The 388-nt window shown below is 44.1% G+C and carries 2 pseudogenes; one reads left to right on the top strand and one right to left on the bottom strand.

What is annotated here, in order from left to right:
• Window positions 1–158 (bottom strand): annotated as a pseudogene (locus A3712_RS27175) (permease-like cell division protein FtsX); the annotation flags it as partial.
• Here A3712_RS27175 and A3712_RS23380 point away from each other — a divergent pair.
• Window positions 151–388 (top strand): annotated as a pseudogene (locus A3712_RS23380) (permease-like cell division protein FtsX); the annotation flags it as partial. The pseudogenes A3712_RS27175 and A3712_RS23380 sit on opposite strands and share 8 nt — an antisense overlap.

The raw sequence follows: 388 nt of genomic DNA, 5'->3' as shown, positions 1-388 counted from the left end.
TTATGCGCCAACACATTAAATCGCAGTGTGTTGCCGATAATCAAAAACACAGCGCCTAACATCAATACCGTTAAGGTAATCACGATGACAGCGGCTAGCGCTTTAATCGCGTCTAATCTTGCTAACCAATCTTCGTCCAAACGAACATCGGTCACTATTCTCGACGACTATTCACTGCCAGGTGTGTTAGTGATAACACCAAGCGTACAAAGCGATGCTCAAATCAAAGAGCTGGCAGGCCAAGTCAAAAAACAAGAATTAGTGACCGATGTTCGTTTGGACGAAGATTGGTTAGCAAGATTAGACGCGATTAAAGCGCTAGCCGCTGTCATCGTGATTACCTTAACGGTATTGATGTTAGGCGCTGTGTTTTTGATTATCGGCAACA

The organism is Vibrio sp. HI00D65, assembly GCF_001635455.1.
Taxonomy (GTDB): domain Bacteria; phylum Pseudomonadota; class Gammaproteobacteria; order Enterobacterales; family Vibrionaceae; genus Vibrio.
The sequence above is the reverse complement of the archived record's forward strand: the minus strand, read 5'-3'. Positions and strand labels throughout refer to the sequence as shown.